Genomic DNA, 15,835 nt, shown 5'->3' with positions numbered 1-15,835 from the left:
AGTAAGTGGAGCAATACTCCACTTATCAAGAGAAGCGACATGGACAAGCGATTCGAGGGCAAGGTGGTCGCGATCACCGGTGGCACCGACGGCATCGGACTGGTGACGGCGAAGGCGTTTTCGCGGGAAGGCGCGCAGGTCTACATCACCGGACGGCGGCAGGACCGGCTGGACGCCGCCTTGGCGGAGATCGGCGGCGGCACGATAGGCGTGCAGGGCGATGTCGGCGTTCCCGAGGACATGGATCGGCTCTATGCGCGCATCCAGCAGGACCATGGCCGGCTGGATGTGGTGTTCGCCAACGCGGGCGTGTCCGAGTCGGCGGCGCTGGGCGAGATCGACGTCGCGCACCTGGAGCGCCTGCTGGCGACCAACATCAAGGGCACGGTCTTCACCGTGCAGAAGGCGCTGCCGCTGATGGCGACCGGCGGCGCGGTGATCCTGGCCGGCTCGGTGGCCGGCAGCAAGGGGATCGGCGCGCTCTCGGTGTACAGCGCGACGAAGGCGGCCATCCGCTCCTTCGCGCGCACCTGGACGACCGACCTGAAGCACCGCGGCATCCGCGTGAACGTGGTATCGCCCGGCATGGTCCACACGCCGGCGATGCAGACCTACCTGGAAGCCAATGCGGATGCCGAGGCGGCGTTCAAGCAGATGATCCCGTTCGGGCGTCTGGGTGATTCGGAGGAGATTGCGGAGGCGGTGCTGTTCCTGGCCTCGGACGCGTCCAGCTTCATCGCGGGGCACGAACTGTTCGTCGATGGCGGGGTCATGGCCATCTAGGGCCGCTTGCGGGCGTGTGTGGCGGCCAGCCAGAACTAGCGACTTTGCGCCGCACGCGCCTTGCCTGCAGAGAAGCGGACGTTTTCCATGACGTCTGCCGCAGGCGAATCGGGCGCGCAGTGCAACGCGCCCGCAGCAGTCAGAACAACGTGCCCTGGCTGGGGACCAGCTCATCCTTCGCTGGAGGCGTTGACGGCGGTGGTGGCGTTGGTGGCTGATCGACACGCGGCTCCGCCGCCCCCAACCGCCACGCCAACCCCGAGATCCGCGCCGCGTGCCGGGCCAGGGCGGCACGCAGCACCGGTTCGCTGGCGGCGATGTGCAGCGCGCGGCGGGCGCGGGTGATGCCGGTGTAGACCAGTTCGCGGCTGAGCACGCGGGCGTCGCGGGCCGGCAACTGCAGCCAGACTTCGTCGAATTCGCTGCCCTGGGCCTTGTGCACGGTCATGGCGAAGGCGCTCTCGTGCGCGGGCAGCGCGGCCGGGTGGAAGCCGCGGACCTGGCCGTCGCCGGCGCCGTCGAACCAGGCGACCAGGGTGCCCTGCGCGTCGCGCAAGCAAATGCCGACGTCGCCGTTGAACAGGCCGTGGCGATAGCTGTTCTCGGTGATCAGCAGCAGGCGCCCGTGGAACCAAGGCGAGGCGGCGCCGAGGCGGCGCGCGCCGCTGGCGGTCTCGGCCAGCAACTGCTCGATGCGCGCGTTGAGTCCGCGCGCGCCCTGTGGACCGGCGCGCACGGCGGTGAGCAGGCGCAAGCGCGCGGCAGCGCGCAGGGCCTGGGCCGGGTCGTCGGCGTCGCCGAGGGCGCGCCAGTGCGCGAGCAGGGCATCGCCGCCGGCAGCGAGCGGGTCGTCGACGCCCTCGTGGAACTGCACGCCGGCGAGCTGGCCGTCGCGCAGCAGGCGCAGGGCGCCGTCGGCATCGCCGCTGCGCACCGCGTCGGCCAGCGGCGCCAGGGCGAAGTCCTGGGCCTGGCGGTAGCCGCGCAGCAGGTGCACGCGGTGTCCGGCCAGGCCGCCGTGGTCGTGCGCGACCGCGCCGTGGCCGAGCAGCGGCTGCAGCGCCTGCGCGTCGTCGGCCTGCAGCGCGTCGCCGGCGCCGGCGGCCTGCAGGATCGCGGCGAGCACGTCGCCGGCTTCCACCGAGGGCAACTGGTCGGCGTCGCCGAGCAGGATCAGTTGCGCGCCGTCGGCCACGGCTTCGACCAGCTTGCACATCAGCGGCAGGTCGACCATGGAGGCTTCGTCGATCACGATCAGGTCGAACGGCAGCGGGTTGTCGGCGTCGTGGCGGAAGCGCGGCAGGTCGGGGATGACGCCGAGCAGGCGATGCAGGGTGCTGGCGCCGGCCGGCAGCGCCTCGGCCAGGGTGGGGTCGACGCCGTCGGCGAGTGCGCGCGCCACGGCGGCACGCAGGCTCTCGGCCATGCGCTCGGCGGCGCGGCCGGTGGGCGCGGCCAGGGCGAGGCGCGGCGGCGGCAGGCCGGCGGCGCGGGCCTGGGCGAGGCGCAGCAGCAGCAGGCGGGCGATGGTGGTGGTCTTGCCGGTGCCGGGGCCGCCGGTGACCAGCAGCAGGGCGCGGCGCAGGGCGAGCGCGGCGGCCTGGGCTTGGCGGTCGGATGGATCGTTAGCGGTCGGACCCTCACCCGCCCTGCGGGCACCCTCTCCCGGGGGGAGAGGGAAGAGCTGGGCGAACAGGGGTGCGAGCGCGGCGAGGTCGCTGTGCGGCAGCGGCTGCGCGGCGAGGCGGCGCAGGCCCAGGGCCAGGCGTCGCTCGTACTCGCGGTAGCGGCGCAGGTAGAGCAGGCCGTGTTCCAGCACCAGCGGGCTGTCGGGGCTGGCGGCATCTTCGGCGGCCGGTTGCGCGACCCAGCGCGAGGCGGCCAGCGCGCGGGTCCAGTCGTCTGCGTTGGGCAGCGCAGGCGGCGCGCCGTCGCGGCTGTCGAGCAGGAGGCTGGCGCGTGCCGGGTCGAGGCCGGCGTGGCCGCTGGCCACTGCCAGCGAGGCCAGGGCGGCGCCGGCCAGGACCAGGTCGGGGGTGTTCGGGTCGAGGCGGCTCAGGCTGTGCGCGAAGGCGTGGTCGAGCGTGCGCAGGGTGCCGGTGCGGTAGAGGGTGGCGAGGAGGTTGGATTGGCTCACGGGGTGTGGGCTCCGTGAGTGGACGTACCCTCACCCCAACCCCTCTCCCGGGGGGAGAGGGGCTTGAGCGGGCGCGGGGTGCCGGCGCGGTGGAGGGCGGCCAGGACGTGGGTGGGGTGGCTCACGGGGTGGGGGCTCCGTGAGTGGACGTACCCTCACCCCAACCCCTCTCCCGGGGGGAGAGGGGCTCGAGCGGGGCACCGGCGAAGAGGGTGTCGACGCCTTCGATCAGGTCTGGGTCGAAGCGCCAGGCGTGTACGCCCGGCGATGGGTCGCATGCCGCGTCCAGGCCGCGGCAGAACAGGTAGCGCACGCCGCCGAAGTCGCGGGCGTAGTCGTAGGCACTGCCCAGGCGGAAGCGCAGCCAGCGGTGCAGCGCCACGGTGTAGATCAGCGCCTGCAGGGTGTACTCGCTGTGCGCCATCGCCCGCGCCAGGGCGTCGGGGTCGTAGGCCGGCAGGCGGTTGGACTTGTAGTCGAGCACGTACCAGCGGCCGTCGTGCTGGTAGGTGAGATCGATCAGGCCGGTCATCAGCCCCTCCAGGCGCTGCCTCGTACCGAACGCCTGGCGCTCGCCGGCCACGCCGAAGCGGTGCAGCAGCGCCAGCAGCGCGTCGACCCGGGTCGGGCGCATGGCGAAGTGGAATTCCATTTCGTTGCGTCGCTGCGCGTCCGGCACCGCGGCCAGGCAGGTGCCTTCGGGCAGGGCCACGGTGAGGGTGTTGCCGACCAGGGCGGTGAGCATGGCGGTGCCGTCTTCCAGTTCGTCCTCGGCATAGCCGCCGCGCTGCAGCGCTTCGACGATGGCGGTGGCCTGCCCGGCCGGTGCTGGCTGCCCTGGCTGCCAGCTACGCCAGGCGGCGAAGTCGCAGCGCTCGAACACGTCGTGCATGGCCACGCCGAAGCGGTTGCCGACGAAGCGACGGTCGACCATGTCCACTTCCACCGCGGCGCTGACCGGCTCGGTGGCGGCGGGTTCGTCGCTGCCGCCGCTGCTGGGCACGGTGGCGCTGGCCATCGGGTCGCTGCCGGCGTCGGCGTTGGCGAGCTGGGTGAAGCTGTACACCCACCACTCCGGCAACACGCGCCGCTGCGGCACGCGCGCCGGCGGCACCGGCGGCGCCGGCTCGGGTGGCAGACGCGGCAGTTGTGCCGGCGGCGGTGTGCTGTCGAGTGCGACCGCGCCGGGACCGGCGGCGGCCTGCAAGGCGTCGAGGTCGCGCAGCATCGGCGCCAGTGCGGTGCGTTCGTGCTGCGGGAAGGCGCCGGTGGCGATCCACAGCGCGTGTTCGGCGCGTGTCAGGCCGACATAGAGCAGGCGCGCGTCCTCGGCGCGCTGTTCCTGTTTCCACGCGGCTTCGGCGGTGTCCCAGGCCGGGTCGGATTCGCCGCCGCTGCGGCTAGTGTTCCACTGCAACTGCCGCCCGCCGTGCGGCGCCGGCACCACGCAGTGGCGCCCGGGGCTGCGCTCGCTGCGGCCGATGCCGGCGTACGGCAGGAACACCAGCGGATACTCCAGGCCCTTGCTCTTGTGCAGGGTGACGATCTGCACACGGCGTGCGTCCGACTCCAGCCGCAGCTGCTGCGTTTCGTCGCTGTCGTCGGCGTTGGCGATGCGCCGCGCCAGCCAGTCGACCAGGCCATGCGGGCCGAGCGCGCGGGTGTCGGCTTCCTGCAGCAGCTCGGCCAGCTGCAAGTAGTTGGTGAGGCGGCGCTCGCCATCGACCAGGGCCAGCAGGCGCTGCCCGTGCGCGGCGCCGAGGTCGCCGATCAGCGCCAGCGGGCCGCCGCGCTGCCAGCGCTCGCGCCAGTCCAGCGCCTGCTGCTGCCAGCGACGGTGGCGCTCGCCGTCGTGGTCGAGCGTGGCGATGGCCGCGGCGTCCTCGCCGATCAGCACGGTGGCCAGTGCGGCGCGCAGGCGGCCGTCGTCGCCGGGATCGAGCAGCGCCTGCAGCAGGGCCAGCAGTTCCAGTGCTTCATCAGTGGCGAACAGGCTGCGGCGGCCGGCGGCGACCGCGGGAATGCCGGCCGCGGCCAGCGCCTGCTGGATACGCGTAGCCTCGCCATGACTGCGCACCAGCACCGCGATGTCGCCGGCCTGCACGGGGTGGCCGAGCAAGCTGGCGCTGCCGTCGCGCGCCTCGGCCAGCCAGCCGCGGATCGCCGCCACGCAGGCGGCAGTGCACAACTCGCGGGCGCGACCGGCGCTCCACGGCTTGGGCTTGCCCGGCTTGGCGGTGGCCGGCGGCGGCGGTTCCGGTGCGCACCACACGGTCAGCGCCGGGGCCGGCACGCCGCCGCGTTGCAGGTCGGCATCGACGCGCTTGCTGCCCGGCTGCACCGGGTGGAAGGCGATACCGTCGGTGAGGAAGGCCTCGGCGTAGCCGGCCTGCGCGTACAGCGCGTCGATCGCCGCCAGCAGCGCCGGGCGCGAGCGGAAGTTGTGCGCCAGCGGCGGCGCGCGTTCGGCATCCGCGGCGGCGGCCAGGTAGGTGCGCACGTCGCCGCCGCGGAAGCCGTAGATGGCCTGCTTGGGGTCGCCGATCAGGGCCAGCAATGGCGGCGTGTCGTCCGGCGCCGACAGCGATGGCGCGAGCGCCGCATCGTCCTGCGCCAGGTTGGCATCGGCCGTCGCCGGGGCGAACACCTTGCGGAAGATCGTCCACTGGCGGTCGTCGGTGTCCTGGAATTCGTCGACCAGGGCGACCGCGTACTGCGCGCGCAGCCGCTGCGCCAGGGCGGCGCCGTGCGGGCCTTCCAGCGCGCGCGCCACGCCGTCGACCAGGTCGTCGTAGGTCTGCACGCGGCGCTGGCGCTTGAGATAGGCCAGCCGCTCCGCCGCGTCGGCGCGCAGCGCGTGCAAGAGACAAATGCGACGTCGCGTACGCCACTGCGCCAGCTGCGCCAACGCAGCGAGGTAGCCATCGATGGCGTGGCCCAGCGGCGAGGCCGGGGTGCGCTCGGCGTGCTTCTTGTTGGTGCCGGCGGCCAGTTCGGCGGCGGTGAGCTTGACCAGCTTCGGATGCGGCGGCACGTCCGCCGCCGGCGCCGCGGCGAAGGCGTCCAGCCAGTGCCACAACGCGGTCAGCCAGTCGGGCTTGTAGCTGACCTTGCTGAGCACGCCGGCCTCGATCGCCGCGGCGATCGCTTCGAAACAGGCGGTGCCGTGGGTGCGGAACGCCTCGGCCAGCGCCATGCCGGCGCGCTGCGCGGCCTGCTGCAGCACGGCGCCGTCCTCGGCGGAAAAGACCGGCGCGGCCGGCAACAGCGTCGGATGCCGCACCAGTTCGCGCAGATCGATGGCCATGCCGTCAGGTCCGCCCGGCCACAGTGCCACCAGGTCCTCGGCCATCGCTGGATCGGCGGCGCGCTGCCGCCACAGGTCGGCGGCGACGTCGCGCAGCAGTTCGCGGTCGTCGGTGAGCAGTTGCGGTGCGGCGAAGGCCTGGCCGCTTTCCAGCGCATGCTCGCGCAGGACGCGCGCGCAGAAGCCGTGGATGGTGAAGATGGCGGCGAGGTCGATGTCCTCGGCGGCCTGCTGCAGGCGGCGGCGCAGGGCGGTGGGGGTTTCGGTGTTTGTGGCCAGGTGCGCGGTGAGGATGTCGCGGGTGAGGGCGACGTCGGGCGGGTCTTGTTGCGGCGTCGACGCGCTGTCCGTGCTGTCTGTCGCGGCTAAAGCCGCTCCTACGAGGTCCTGGTCGGGATCGGGGACCAGGCTGGCCGCCAGTGCCAGGCGCTCGCGGATGCGCCGGCGCAGTTCCTGGGTGGCGGCCTCGGTGAAGGTGACGGCGAGGAGTTGGCCCAGGCGCAGGCCGCGTTCGACCACCAGACGGGTGAACAGGGTGGCCAGGGTGAAGGTCTTGCCGGTACCGGCGCTGGCCTCGATCAGGCGTACGCCGTGCAGCGGCAACTGCAGGTAGGGGTCGCGGTCGGGCGCGGCGCTCATTCGGCGTCCTCCTGCGTGCCGCGCCAGCGCTGCCAGCTTTCGCTCAGCCGTTCGGGATCGAGCGCGGGGCCGGCGTCGCCCTGTTCGAGCAGACCGAACACGCGCTGGCTGGTGGCGGCGAAGTCGGCGAAACGCTGCGCATCGGCGAACGGGTCGCGTCCGCGGCCGACCAGGCGCAGTTCCGGGCTGTCCGCCTCGCTCCAGCCGAAGCTGGCCTGCCATTGCGCGGCGGCGTCCTTGATCGCCTTGTCGAGATCGCCGGCGCGCGCGGCCTGGTAGTACTTCCAACTGCTGTACGGCGCGAACGCCAGCGGCGCCTGGCGGCCGTGGCGATACAGCTGCAGCAGCTCGGCCAGCGCCTGCTGCGCCTGCGCGGCGGGCAGCGGGTCGCGGTCCATCGGATGCGGGCCGAGGCTGTCGTCGTGGTCGAAGAAGCGCACGTAGGGCACGCGTTCGCCGGCGGCGCGCAGCAGCAGCCATTCCAGGCCGTGGCGGATCGCGCTACGCCCGCTCAAGGCGCCCACCTGCACCCGTGCCACGCCCGGCGTGTACCAGCCCGGCAGGCGACCGTGCAGCGCGGTGCCGTCGAGGTCCACCTGCAACCGTGGCGCCAGCGGCGCGGCATCGCTGCCGCGCCACTGCCGGAACGCCTCGGCGTACGGGCGCAACTGGCGCACGCGCTCGTCGAGCTGGCGCCGGCCCAGCGGCCCCGACGGCAGCAGTGCACGGGCGCGCAGGCGTTCGTACAGGGCGTCGGTGTCCTCGCGCAGCACCGCTTCGAACACCTGTTGCTGCAGGCCGTACTGATCGAGCCCGCGGCTGGGCGCCAGCAGCGGTTCCAGGTCGCTGTCGGCCTGCGCCGGATCGGGCAGGCGCAGGCCCAGGCGCTGGCGCAGGAACTGCCCGGCCGGATCGAACAGCAGCCGGCGCAGGTCGTCGATGGACAGCTGCGAAGGCAGCGCGTCGTCGGCCGCGGCGGGCAGCGCGTCGATCCACGGGGCCAGCGGCTGGCGCTGGCCGACCAGGCTGTCCACCGCCGGCCGCCACTGCCGACGGTAGCTGAAACGGCGCGGGTCGGCGGCCTCGGCACCGGTGGCGCCGAACGCGGCGGCGGCGAACGGCTGCAGTGGATGCCGCACCACCAGCGCCGCGGCCGCGGCCGGGTCGGCATGGTACTGGGCGGCGCAGGCCAGCAGTTCGCCGACCAGCGGCGAGGGTTCGCGCACGCTGCCGTCGCGCGCGTCGGCGCCGAGATAGCTCAGGTAGAACACTTCCTGCGCCGAGGCGAACAGCTGCAGGAACAGGAAGCGGTCGTCCTCGCGGGTGGAGCGGTCGCCGTGGCGGCGGCGCGTGGTGCCCAGTTCGGCGGTGAGGCGGTTGAGCCCGGCGGCCGGATCGCGGCGCGGGAAATCGCCATCGTTCATGCCCAGCAGGCAGATCACCCGGAACGGCAGCAGCCGCATCGGCACCATGCGGCCGAAGCTGATGCCGCCGGTGAGCAGCGGCGCGCGCGTGTCCGATTCGCCCAGCACCGCGGCGAAGTGCGCGCGCACCACCTCGGCCGGCACCGCGTCTGCGTAGTCGGCGCGGGCGGCATCGCGCGCGAACTGGTCGATCAGCGCGCGCAGCCGCTCCAGCGCGCGCTGCTGGCGCGGCGCCGACGGACTCTGCGGCAGCAGCGCCTCGAGCAGGCCCAGCAGCACTTCGCGCCACTGCGCCGGCGGCATCGGCTCGGCCAGCGCGGCCTGGTGGCGGTCGAGCACGCGCAGCAGGCGCAGCAGCGTGTCCAGTGCGGCCAGGGCGCTGCCTTCCAGTTGCGGCCACGGCGCCACGCCGTCGATGTCGTCCTCGGCGCCGCTGGCGTGACCGAGCAGCAGCCGGTCCAGGGCGAAGCGCCAGGTGTAGGCGTCGTCGGCCGGCGCCTGGTGGCGCTGCCGGTGCGCCGCGTCCAGGCCCCAGCGCGCGCCAGCGGCGTGCAGCCAGCTGCGCAGGCGTTCCAGCCCGGCCTCGTCGAGGCCGGCGGCCTCGGCGATCGGCGCGCTGGCGATCAGGTCCAGGATCTCGTGCAGGCCGAAGCGCGCGATCGGCAGGCCGAGCAGCGCCAGGAACACCTCGGCCAACGGCTCGCTGGCCAGCGGGCTGGCGTCGGCCAACGCATAGGGCAAGGCGTCGTCACCGGCGTGGCCGCCGAACACCGCGTCCAGGTACGGCACATAGGGGTCGATATCCGGCGACAGCACCGCGATCTCTCGCGGCTGCAGCGGCGGCTCGAAGCGCGGATCGTCCAGCAATGCGCGCACTTGATCGTGCAACACCTGCAGTTCGCGCAGGCGGGTGTGGCAGGCATGCACCTGCAGGCTGGGATCGTGCGCATCCACCGCGGGCAGCGGCGCCGGCCGCGCCGGCGCGCGGCGATGGAACAGGTCGCTCTGCATGCGCCGCAGCAGGCTGTCGCCGAGGCCGCCGTCGGCCAGCGCGCGCCGGCCCGACTCCAGCGGATCGGCGTAGACCGCGATCTCGGCCAGCGGATGCACCACCTCGTAGTCGCCGATCAGCGCCATGAAGTCGCGCCCGGCCGCGCCCCAGGCCTGCAGTAGCGGATTCTCCTGCACCTGCTCGGCGAACAGGTCCACCGCCCCGCCCTCGCGGCGGCGCTGCCACAGGGTCTGCAGATCGCCCCAGTAGCCCTGCGCCGGGGTCGGCAGGTAGAAGTGCAACGTGCCGGCACGCGCCTGCGTGGCCAGCACGCGCAGCACGTCGGGGGAGATGTTGAGCACGGCGAAGGCGAACAGGCGCCGCGGCAGGCCCTGCGGCAGCGGCCCGTCCGGGCGCGCGTAGCGGTCCAGGTATTGGCCGATGCGGCGTGCGCGGTAGGCGCGGCCCGTGGCGATGCGCCGCCACAGCCGCGCCTGCGGATCGTCCGGGTCGGCGCCGCCTTCCCAGCGCAGCAGCCAGTCGCGGCGCCAGGCCTGGTACTTCTCGAACACGTTGCTCAGCTCGCCGGCCAGGCTCCACGGCTTGAGCGCATCGCCGTCGGCCAGATAGCCGGCCAGCGGCGCCAGCGCCGCGTCGCTGCCCAGGTCGCCCTGCAGCGCCGCGTACAGGCGCCAATGCATGGTCGCCATGTCCAGGTCGTCGGCCGCCGCGCCGAGATTGCGCTCCAGCGCGCGCGCGACGAACTCGCCGGGGGTGAGGAATTCCAGGTTCGCCGCCACCCCGTGCACGGCGGCCAGGGTCGATTGCAGCCAGCGCCGCATCGCCACCTGCGGGATCAGCACCACCTCCGGCGCCAGCAAGGGCTGCTCCGGCGGCGGCCGGCGCAGTTCTTCGGCGAGCAGGGCGGCCAGGGTATCCAGCGCGTTGGACGGATACAGCCGGAAATCGGGCGCGGATGGGGCAGGCATGTGCCGGGCATTGTGCCGGATGCGGGCAGGCGGCGCTGTTCCCTTCTCCCGCTGGGAGAAGGTGGCCCGAAGGGCCGGATGAGGGTACGGGCGCAGCCTCGCGCACCCAGACAGCGCGAGTCGCTTCGCGCCGGACCCTCACCCCAACCCCTCTCCCGGGGGGAGAGGGGCTAGCCGTCTCCTTCTCCCATCGGGAGAAGGTGCCCCGCAGGGGCGGATGAGGGTACGGGCACAGCCTTGTGCACCCGAACATCGCGGGACGCTTCGCGCCGGACCCTCACCCCAACCCCTCTCCCGGGGGAGAGGGGCTAGCTCTTCCCTTCTCCCACCGGGAGAAGGTGGCCCGAAGGGCCGGATGAGGGTACGGGCGTAGCCTCGGGCACCCAGACATCGCGAGTCGCTTCGCGCCGAACCCTCACCCCAACCCCTCTCCCGGGGGGAGAGGGGCTTGAACGTCAGTACTTCTTCTCGACGTTGAACATCCAGGTCTGGTCGCTGCCGCTGCCGCCGTCGGTCACGCCGCGGTATTCCACGCGCGTGGACAGACCTTGGTCGGTGCTGAACACCACGCCCACGCCCAGCATCAGCCGGTTGCGGTCGTACACGCTCTGCCCGGTGCGGTACAGGGTGCCGCCGACGATGTCGGCATAGCCCAGCGTGGCGTCGCCACGGCCCTGGAAGTCGTGCTGATACTCGAGCCGGAACTGCGGGGTCAGCCGGCCCCAGGTCATCTGCCGGCGCCATTCCAGGCGCAGGCCGAGGTTGCCGGTGGTGGTGGCCACGTCCATGTCCTCGTAACGCAGCGCGTACGGCGCCATCGCCGCTTCGCTGTAGGCGTCCAGCGTGGCGCGCGCGGCATCCACCCGCGCATACGGGGTGATCTGCCAATCGCCGCGCTGCAGGTCGGCACCGGCCGACAGCGACGCGATCCACTGGTGGCCGCTGCGGTCGCCTTCGGCCAGCGCGCCGTTGTCGGTGACGTAGCGGCGCAGGTCGTAGGACAGCAGCTGGTAGCCGACCAGGGTGTCGAAGAACAGCGTCTGGCCCGGGTGATAGCTGGCATACAGCGCCAGCGTGTACGCGGTCGACTTGCTGCGGCTGCCGTCGCGGCCGACATCGCTGTCGTCGCGGCCGAAGCCCACGCCCGCGCCCAATGCGAAGGACGAGGAGACGCGGTAATCGGCGCCCAGGCTCAGGCCATCGGTCTGGAAATCCACGCCGGCGCGCTGCGACTGCTTGTCCAGGCTGCCGGAGCGGATCGCACCACCCACCCACAGGCCGAGATCGCCTGCCGCAGTGGCATCGCGTGGTGCCGCCGACGCGGTGTCGGCGCCGCCGTCCATGGCGCCGTCGCGCAGGTCGCGGTTGGCCGGATCGCACGCTTGCGCGTCCAGGTTGCGATCGCTCTGCAGCGTGCGATCGCGCTGGCGGCATTGCGAGCCGGCCTGGAAGCTCACGCCGTTGTCGAAGCCGCGCGCACCCCGGTGGGTCGCCTCCAGGCGGCGCTGGAAGTTGTCGATCTGCGCCTTGGCGAAGCGCCGGGTCGACTCGGCCTGCGCGTCGATCAGGCCGCGCACCTGCGCGTCCTGGGTCGGGTCCGGGCGCGGCGCGATCATGAACACGATGTCCGCCTCGGCCGAGGTCGCATACGCGTTGGACAGGGTGAAGCGCACCGTGGCGTTGCCGGAGAAGGCCGGGTTCGGCACGAAGGTCAGCATGAAGCCCGGGCCGTCGTCCGCGGCCGCGGTCGGCACGCCCGCAGCCTTCGCGGCCGCGCGGGTGATCGTGGCGGTACCGGCATTGGCCGGCAGCACCGCGACCACGGCGGCCGCCACGAACGGACCGCCGGTGGCGTCGCGGGTGACGTCCAGGGTCTGCGCCTGCCCGGTCACCGCCGGCACCGTCACCGACACCGCGATGGGGCGGGCGTTGACGGTGATGGTGACCACCGCCGGCGCCGAACTGCCGCCGGCGCCGATGGCGGTGTAGTGCACGCTGTCCACGCCCACGTAGCCCGGCGCCGGCGTGTACACCAGGCGCACGCCATCGACGGTCGCCGTGCCGTGGCTGGGCGCCGTGGCGATGGCGATGCTGTCGATGCTGCCGGTGTCGTTGCCGGTGACCGCCAGGGTCAGCGCGGTATCGACGAGGGTGGCGCCGGTGTCGTTCGCCGCCACCGGTGCCGGCACCGCCGAGGCGATGGTCAGGGTGTAGGCCTGCGTGGCCGAGAAGCCGTTGGCGTCGCTCACCTTGATGCTGAAGGCGAAGCTGCCGGCCGCGCTCGGCGTGCCGGACAGCACGCCCGCCGTGGTCAGGCTCATCCCGGTCGGCAGCGCGCCGCTGACCACGCTGTAGCTGTACGGCGCGGTGCCGCCGCTGGTGCTCAGGGTCTGGTTGTACGCCGTGCCCGCGGTGCCGGCAGGCAAGGTCGGCTGCCCCGGGGTCAGGGTCGGCGCGGCGATGCTCAGCGTGTAGCTGCGGCTGGCCTGGCCGGGGACGCCGGCGGTGCTGTCGGTGACGGTGGCGGTGAAGACGAAACTGCCCGCCTGGGTCGGGGTACCGGACAGTACGCCGGCGGCGCTCAGGCTCAGCCCGGCCGGCAGCACGCCGGTGGCGAGGCTGTAGCTGTAGGGCGCGGTACCGCCGGTGGCGCTGAGCGCCTGGCTGTAGGCGCTGCCCGCGATGCCGGCCGGCAGCGCCGGCGGCGCCAGCGTCAGCGTCGGCGAGGCCACGGTCAGGGTGAACGCCTGCGCCGCAGTGAAGGCGTTGGCGTCGGTAACGCCCACGGTGAACGCGAAGGTGCCGGCCGTGGTCGGCGTACCGGACAGCACGCCGCCCGCGCTCAGGCTCATCCCGCTCGGCAAGGCGCCGGCATTGAGCACATAGCTGTACGGCGCGGTGCCGCCGCTGGTGCTCAGCGCCTGGCTGTAGCTGGCGTTGATCGCCGCTGCCGGCAACGTCGGCGGGGTGATGGCCAGGGTCGGCGAGGCGATGGACAGGGTGTAGGCGTGCGAGCCGCCGAAACTGCCGGCATCGGTGACGCCGACGACGAAGGTGAAACTGCCGGCCACGGTCGGGGTGCCGGATAGGACACCGGCGCTGCTCAGGCTCAGGCCCGCAGGCAAGGCACCGGAGCTGAGCGCATAGGTGTAGGGGGCCGTCCCGCCGCTGGTGCTCAGCGTCTGGCTGTAGGCGGTGCCCGCGGTCCCGGACGGCAGCGTGGACGGGGCGACGGTCAGGGTCGGCGCCACGATCGCCAGCGTATAGCTGCGCGCCGCCTGGCCCGGGGTGCCGGAGGTGCTGTCGGTCGCGACCAGGGTGAAGCTGAAATTGCCGGTCACGGTGGGCGTGCCGCTGAGCGCACCGCTCGCACTGTTGACGGTCACGCCCGCCGGCAAGGCGCCGGCCGTGACCGCATAGGTGTACGGGGCGATGCCGCCGCTGGCCTGGGTGATCGACGCGCTGTAGGCCTGGCCGGCGGTGCCGTTGGGCAGGGTCGTCGCCGGCAGCGACACGGTTGGCGCCGCCACCGTCAACGTGTAGGCACGGCTACCGCTGATGGGCGACCCGCCGCTGTCGGTCGCGGACACGGTGAAATTGAAGCTGCCGCTGCCGCTGGGCGTGCCGGACAGCACGCCGGCGGAACTCAGCAGCATCCCCACCGGCAATGTGCCGGTGGTGATCGCGAAGCCATACGGTGCGGTTCCGCCACTGGCACTCAGGGTCTGGCTGTAGCTGGTGCCGGCGGTGGCCGCCGGCAGCGACGTCGGCGAGATCGTCACCACCGCATCGTCGTTGAGGATGGTGCCGGTCGCGGTGGCACGCGCGATGGTGGCGTTGCTGGCACCGGACAGGGTCACGGTGAAGGTTTCGTCCGGCTCGACGGTGGTATCGCCGTTGACCGTGACGGCCACGTTCTGCGTGGTGGTGCCGGGCAAGAAGGTCAGCGTGTCGGAGCGGGCGACATAGTCGCTGCCAGCGTTGGCGCTGCCGTCGGCGGTCGCATAGTTGACCGTGACGGTCTGGCCGCTGGCGGCGCTGAGGGTGACGGGGAACGTCGCCGTGGTGGTGCCGCTGTTGCCTTCGGCGACGCTGACATCGCCGATCGAAAGCGCCGGCTGCGCGTCGTCGTTGTTGATCGTGCCCACTCCCTGCCCACTGGCAATCGTGGCGCCACTGACATTGGTGACGTTGACGAAGAAGGTTTCGTTCGGCTCGTTGAGCGTGTCGCCGATCACCTGCACGGTGAAGGTGGCGCTGCTGCTGCCGGCCGGAATGGTCAGCCCGTTCACGCTGGAGGAGACGTAGTCGGTGCCCGCGGTCGCGGTACCGTCGGCGGTGGCGATGTTGAAGCTGACCCCGCCGCTGCCGGCCGGCTGGGTGAGCGAGACGGTGAAGGTGAACGCGGTGTTGCCGGCATTGCCTTCGTTCTGCGACACGTTGTTGATCGACAGCGCCGGCTGGTCGTCGTTGAGGATGGTGCCGGTGGCGCTGGACGGCGAACCGACGGTGTAGCCGCTGCCCGCGTTGAGGCTGATCACTACGGTCTCGTCCGGCTCCACCGTGGTGTCGGGGGTGGGACTGACGGTAATCGTGCCGCTGGTCTGACCAGCCGCAATCACCAGCGGCGAATTGACCGCGGCGTAATCGGTACCGGACGTCGCCGTCCCGCCCACGCTGAAACCGATCGAGAGCGCCGATGGCGAAGGCTGGCTCAGGGAGACGGTGTAGACCAGATTATTGCCGCCGTTCTCGTACACGCTGGCCGGCGACACCGCGATGCTCGCCGAGGGATAGTCGTCGTTGACGATGGTGGCGGTGGCGCTGGACGGGTTGCCGATCGAGTAGCCGCTACCGCTGGCCACCTGGAAGATCACCGTCTCGTCCGGCTCCACCGTGGTGTCGGCGACCGGGGTGACGCTGAAGCTGGCGGACGTCGTGTTGGCCGGCACCACGACGCTGGTGACCGCGCCGGTGTAGTCGGTCCCGCTGGTCGCGGTGCCGCTCCGGGTCAGGTTCACCGTGGTCGCCGAACTGTTGGTCTGGCTCAGCGTCACCGTGTAGACGAAGGCCGTCCCGCTGTCTTCGTTGGCGCTGGACGGCGAGACGGCGATGCTGGCGGTGCGCGAGGGGTTGATGGTGATGTTGAAGACGACCTGACCGTTGTCTTGGTCCAACAGATAGAACGAGTCCGAGGTCGCGCCGTCCCCGTTGTTGGTATAGGTCACGCGCTGCGTGCCGACACCATCGAGCTGACCGGTGAGGGAGTAGCTTCCGTGCGAGGGTTGCGCGCCATCGCTCATGCCGAAGTTGTCGGGGCCATCGCAGTTACTGACGTCGAACGTCACCGACTGACCCGCGTTCACGGTCGCGGTCTGCGGCGTCGTGCAGTAGGCAGCCAGACAGACCTGCGACGTCGTCATCAGCAGCAGCGCCATCAGCCAACGCAACGTCAGGCGCACGCCGCTCGACACGGTGCAATTCGTAGACATATTTCGATTCCCCTAAATCGCGCCACCCCATGGGCGCTGGCAGCCATCCTGGTGCCTCGGACTTCGCGGAACA

General features: G+C 72.3%; 5 protein-coding genes. 1 reads left to right on the top strand and 4 read right to left on the bottom strand.

The genetic code is table 11. From position 1 onward, the window contains the following. The first annotated feature begins 39 nt into the window (after positions 1 to 39). Complete coding sequence (locus tag AC1PMG_RS00645; RefSeq protein ID WP_481111735.1) at positions 40 to 783, top strand: SDR family oxidoreductase; 744 nt, start codon at positions 40 to 42, stop codon at positions 781 to 783. A gap of 139 nt (positions 784 to 922) precedes the next feature. Here the strand turns inward: AC1PMG_RS00645 and recD are convergent, their stop codons facing one another. From recD to AC1PMG_RS00625, 4 genes are all read right to left on the bottom strand, one after another. Further along, a complete protein-coding gene (gene recD, locus AC1PMG_RS00640; protein WP_481110278.1) occupies positions 923 to 2,920 on the bottom strand; it encodes an exodeoxyribonuclease V subunit alpha in 1,998 nt (665 codons plus the stop codon). Between the two features lie 121 nt (positions 2,921 to 3,041). Next, positions 3,042 to 6,866 carry an exodeoxyribonuclease V subunit beta gene (recB, locus tag AC1PMG_RS00635; RefSeq protein WP_481110277.1) on the bottom strand — a complete coding sequence of 1,275 codons (3,825 nt, stop codon included), beginning with the start codon at positions 6,864 to 6,866 and terminating at the stop codon, positions 3,042 to 3,044. Further along, the gene (recC, locus tag AC1PMG_RS00630) at positions 6,863 to 10,270 is read right to left on the bottom strand and encodes an exodeoxyribonuclease V subunit gamma (protein WP_481110276.1); all 3,408 of its coding nucleotides are present in this window, start codon (positions 10,268 to 10,270) and stop codon (positions 6,863 to 6,865) included. The genes recB and recC overlap by 4 nt, the downstream gene beginning before the upstream one ends. A 455-nt stretch (positions 10,271 to 10,725) precedes the next feature. After that, a complete protein-coding gene (locus AC1PMG_RS00625) occupies positions 10,726 to 15,726 on the bottom strand; it encodes a putative Ig domain-containing protein (protein ID WP_481111734.1) in 5,001 nt (1,666 codons plus the stop codon). Positions 15,727 to 15,835: the final 109 nt, after the last annotated feature.

The organism is Xanthomonas sp. NCPPB 2250 (assembly GCF_056725265.1).
The sequence above is the reverse complement of the archived record's forward strand: the minus strand, read 5'-3'. Positions and strand labels throughout refer to the sequence as shown.

Excerpts from the sequence above, each read along its gene's own strand:
- recC (WP_481110276.1), bottom strand. The coding sequence starts at position 10,270 with ATGCCTGCCCCATCCGCGCCCGATTTCCGGCTGTATCCGTCCAACGCG.
- recB (WP_481110277.1), bottom strand. The coding sequence starts at position 6,866 with ATGAGCGCCGCGCCCGACCGCGACCCCTACCTGCAGTTGCCGCTGCAC.
- AC1PMG_RS00645 (WP_481111735.1), top strand. The coding sequence starts at position 40 with ATGGACAAGCGATTCGAGGGCAAGGTGGTCGCGATCACCGGTGGCACC.